Source organism: Longimicrobium sp., assembly GCF_036387355.1.
Classification (GTDB): Bacteria; Gemmatimonadota; Gemmatimonadetes; order Longimicrobiales; family Longimicrobiaceae; genus Longimicrobium.
The window spans coordinates 1-2,965 of record NZ_DASVTX010000351.1 but is presented as its reverse complement, the minus strand read 5'-3'; the positions used below and the strand labels follow the sequence as shown (position 1 = coordinate 2,965).

Genomic DNA, 2,965 nt, shown 5'->3' with positions numbered 1-2,965 from the left:
CTGGTACCTGGTGCACACCATCAACAGCAACTGGGCGGAGATGCGCCGCTTTGAGTGGCGCGTTCACCCCGGGATGCTGGCGGCCAGCGTGGCGGCGCACGTGCTGGTGCTCGGCTTTGGCGTGTGGGTGTGGAGCCGCGTGCTGCGCCACTTCGAGCATCCGCCCGTGCCGCTGGGTGCGCTGCAGCGCATCTGGTTCCTGAGCAACCTTGCCCGGTACGTGCCGGGCAAGGTCTTTCAGTTCGTGGCCGTGGCGCAGCTGAGCCGCAACGCGGGGCTCTCGGGCGCGGTGCTGCTCACCTCCATGCTGGTGCACACCGGGATCACCCTCATGGGCTCGCTGGTGGTGGCCTCGTGGACGCTGTCCCAGGGCGTGTTCCGCGGCGTGGACCCGCGGTGGGCCGGGGTGGCGGCGATGGGGGCGGCCCTCGTCTCGGTGCATCCCGCGCTGCTGAACCGCGTGCTGGCCGCCATCCCCCGCCTGCTCAAGCGCGACGTGATCCGGTGGAACGGCACCTGGGCGCAGGGAGCGGGGCTGGTGGCGCTTTCGGTGGTGAGCTGGGGGCTGTACGGCGTGGCGTACCACCTGTTCGTCGCCTCGCTGGCTCCCCTGCCCTGGCGGCTGATGCCGCAGATGGCGGGGGTGAACGCCCTGTCCTTCTTTGCGGGGTACTGGTCTCCCCTGCCGGGCGGCGGCGGGCTGCGCGAGGCGTCCATGACGCTCTTTCTGAAGCCGTACCTGCCGCAGGGCGTGGCGGCGGTGCTTTCGCTGGCCGCGCGGCTGTGGACCATCGCGGCGGAGCTGATCGGCGGGGGCGCGGCGCTGCTCCTGGCCCGCGGCGCGCTTGGGAAGGTTGGGCGAGGTGCGGACGACGGCGCGGCGGCGGAGGACGTGCCCGTGCCGCCGGCGCTCTGAACGCACCCATGGCGCGCTCCGCGACAATCCGGTTACATTGGCGGTTTGCCTGAATCAGAACGGACGAGGATCAGAACGGACATGCTGGACGACCTGAAGAACAAGCTCGGCGAAGAGATCGAGCGGCTGACGCACGAGCTGCAGGTGATCATTCCCGAGGCGATCAAGAAGGCCGTGGAGCACGGCGACCTTCGCGAAAACTCGGAGTACAAGAGCGCGCTGGAGCGCCAGCAGTTCATCTCGGCCCGGCTGAACCACCTGACGCAGCGCGCGGGCGAGCTGTCCAAGATTGACCTGTCGCAGATTCCCGCCGACCGCGTGGGCTTCGGCTCGCGCGTGCGCGTGGTGGACATGCGCACCAAGGAAGAGGAAACCTACACGCTGGCCTTTGGCGATTTCATCGACAAGGACAACCTGGACAGCGGGCAGATTTCCATGGCCTCCGCGCTGGGGCAGCAGCTCATGGGCAAGCAGAAGGGCGACAAGGTCAGCATTCAGCTCCCCCGCGGCGAGCGCAAGCTGCACATCAAGGAAGTCGTCACGCTGGCGCAGATGGTGGAAAAGAGCTGACCCGCTCCGTCTTCATGGACGGAAAGAGCCCCGGACCTCTTCACGAGGTCCGGGGCTCTTTCCTTTCCCGCCGGTGGCGGGGTCAGCGCAGCGGGGTCAGGCTGGTGTAGTTGTACTGCGTCCCCGCGTCGTTGGCCAGCGTGCCGATGACGGCTACGGTGGGATAGCCCAGGGTGGGATGGTACTCGGCGCGCACCTCGGTTCCGGCGCGCAGGGCCTCGCTCATCTGCGTGAACATCGCGTCGATGGAAGGCGTCCACTCCCACTGCTCGCGCGGGGCCTCGGCGCCGGTTTCGGTGATGCGGACGGAGGTGACCGCGCCGTTTCGCACTTCCACGTCCACCGGCTCGCGGCCGCGGCAGAAGCAGGAGCGCTCCACGTGCACGCGGTAGCTGGTGATGCCGGCCGCGCGCCACCGGGCGCGGGCCTGGTCCAGCGACGACTGCGTGGCCGCGGGCGTCACGCCCGGCTCATTGGCGGGCGCGGCGTGCACCACTGGAGTGCAGGCGGCCAGGGAAAGAGCGATCAGGAACAGCGATGCGCGATGGATCATGGGTCTCCGGCTGAGAAACGGTCCGTGTGTGTACCTGCGCTCCTGCAACGCGCGGCGGGCGCCCCCGCTGACACGGGCGCTCAGCCGTGCCCGATCAGCTGCACCACGCGCTCGATCACGTCTTCCGTGTCGGTGACGACGATGGCGTTGGTGGCCTCGTTGGCGACCACGGCGCCGCGCGCGGAAAGCATGGGCGTCACCACCCGCGCCACGTCTTCGGCGGGAATGTAGCGGATGCGGATGGCGCGCGTCACCAGCGGCGCCAGCGTGACGGCCGCGGCGGCCTGCGCGGCGGTCTCCACCCGCAGCAGCCCCGGGGCGATCTGGCGCACGTCGTACCCGTACGCCCGCAGGATGGCGCGCAGGGCGGTGTCCCATGGCTGGTTGCGCACCTCCGCGCTGATGGTGCCGCCCACCCCCGCTCCCAGGATGATGGAGTGCCCGCCAAATTCGGCAAAGGCGCGCACCACGTCCGCCGTTTCCGCTTCGCGGAACGAGACGCTGATGCGGCGCGCTTCGCGGGCCTGTACGGGGGCCGGCGCGGAGGTCTGCGCGGCCGACGGCGCGGCCAGAAGGGCAGCCGCCAGCGCGGCCGCGGCAGGGATGCGGATCATGCGAATTTCCATCGGGATGGGCGGGGCGGCGGGGCTGGTCGAGAACCAATCTAACAGTCTCGCGCGCATGACGTTAGCGGGCAGGCTGCGCCACCGGCGAGGATCCGGGCGGGGGCGCATGGAAGGGATCGGGAAGTCCGGTTGTCTAACTTCCCGCGGGATTGTACGCAGCCCGCTCGCACCGCCAGGTTCCGCCGCCATCACACGGCGCGCGGATCGTCCACTGCCAGAACATCCGGCGCACGCCGGCTCGGCGGGTGCGGAAAGCTGTTTTCCGAGCCCGATGGGTGTTATTTTGGGCCATACTCCCTT

4 protein-coding genes are annotated in these 2,965 nt (G+C 69.6%); 2 read left to right on the top strand and 2 right to left on the bottom strand.

The window, feature by feature from the left end; translation table 11 throughout:
• Positions 1–916 (top strand): lysylphosphatidylglycerol synthase domain-containing protein (locus VF665_RS15415; RefSeq protein WP_331054326.1); only part of this gene is annotated, 916 nt, incomplete at its 5' end.
• A gap of 81 nt (positions 917–997) precedes the next feature.
• Positions 998–1,486, top strand: coding sequence for a GreA/GreB family elongation factor (locus VF665_RS15410; protein ID WP_331054325.1), 489 nt, complete (start codon positions 998–1,000; stop codon positions 1,484–1,486).
• A gap of 82 nt (positions 1,487–1,568) precedes the next feature.
• Here the strand turns inward: VF665_RS15410 and VF665_RS15405 are convergent, their stop codons facing one another.
• Together VF665_RS15405 and VF665_RS15400 are read right to left on the bottom strand one after the other, a co-directional pair.
• Positions 1,569–2,039: a DUF6174 domain-containing protein gene (locus VF665_RS15405; protein ID WP_331054324.1), complete on the bottom strand. Its 471-nt coding sequence runs from the start codon at positions 2,037–2,039 to the stop codon at positions 1,569–1,571.
• An 80-nt stretch (positions 2,040–2,119) separates the two neighbouring features.
• Positions 2,120–2,653 (bottom strand): secretin N-terminal domain-containing protein, encoded by a 534-nt coding sequence (locus VF665_RS15400; protein WP_331054323.1) that lies wholly within the window; start codon positions 2,651–2,653, stop codon positions 2,120–2,122.
• Positions 2,654–2,965: the final 312 nt, after the last annotated feature.

Bases quoted from the DNA above. Each gene is read 5' to 3' on its own strand.
- VF665_RS15410 (WP_331054325.1), top strand. From the start codon at position 998: ATGCTGGACGACCTGAAGAACAAGCTCGGCGAAGAGATCGAGCGGCTG.
- VF665_RS15405 (WP_331054324.1), bottom strand. From the start codon at position 2,039: ATGATCCATCGCGCATCGCTGTTCCTGATCGCTCTTTCCCTGGCCGCC.
- VF665_RS15400 (WP_331054323.1), bottom strand. From the start codon at position 2,653: ATGATCCGCATCCCTGCCGCGGCCGCGCTGGCGGCTGCCCTTCTGGCC.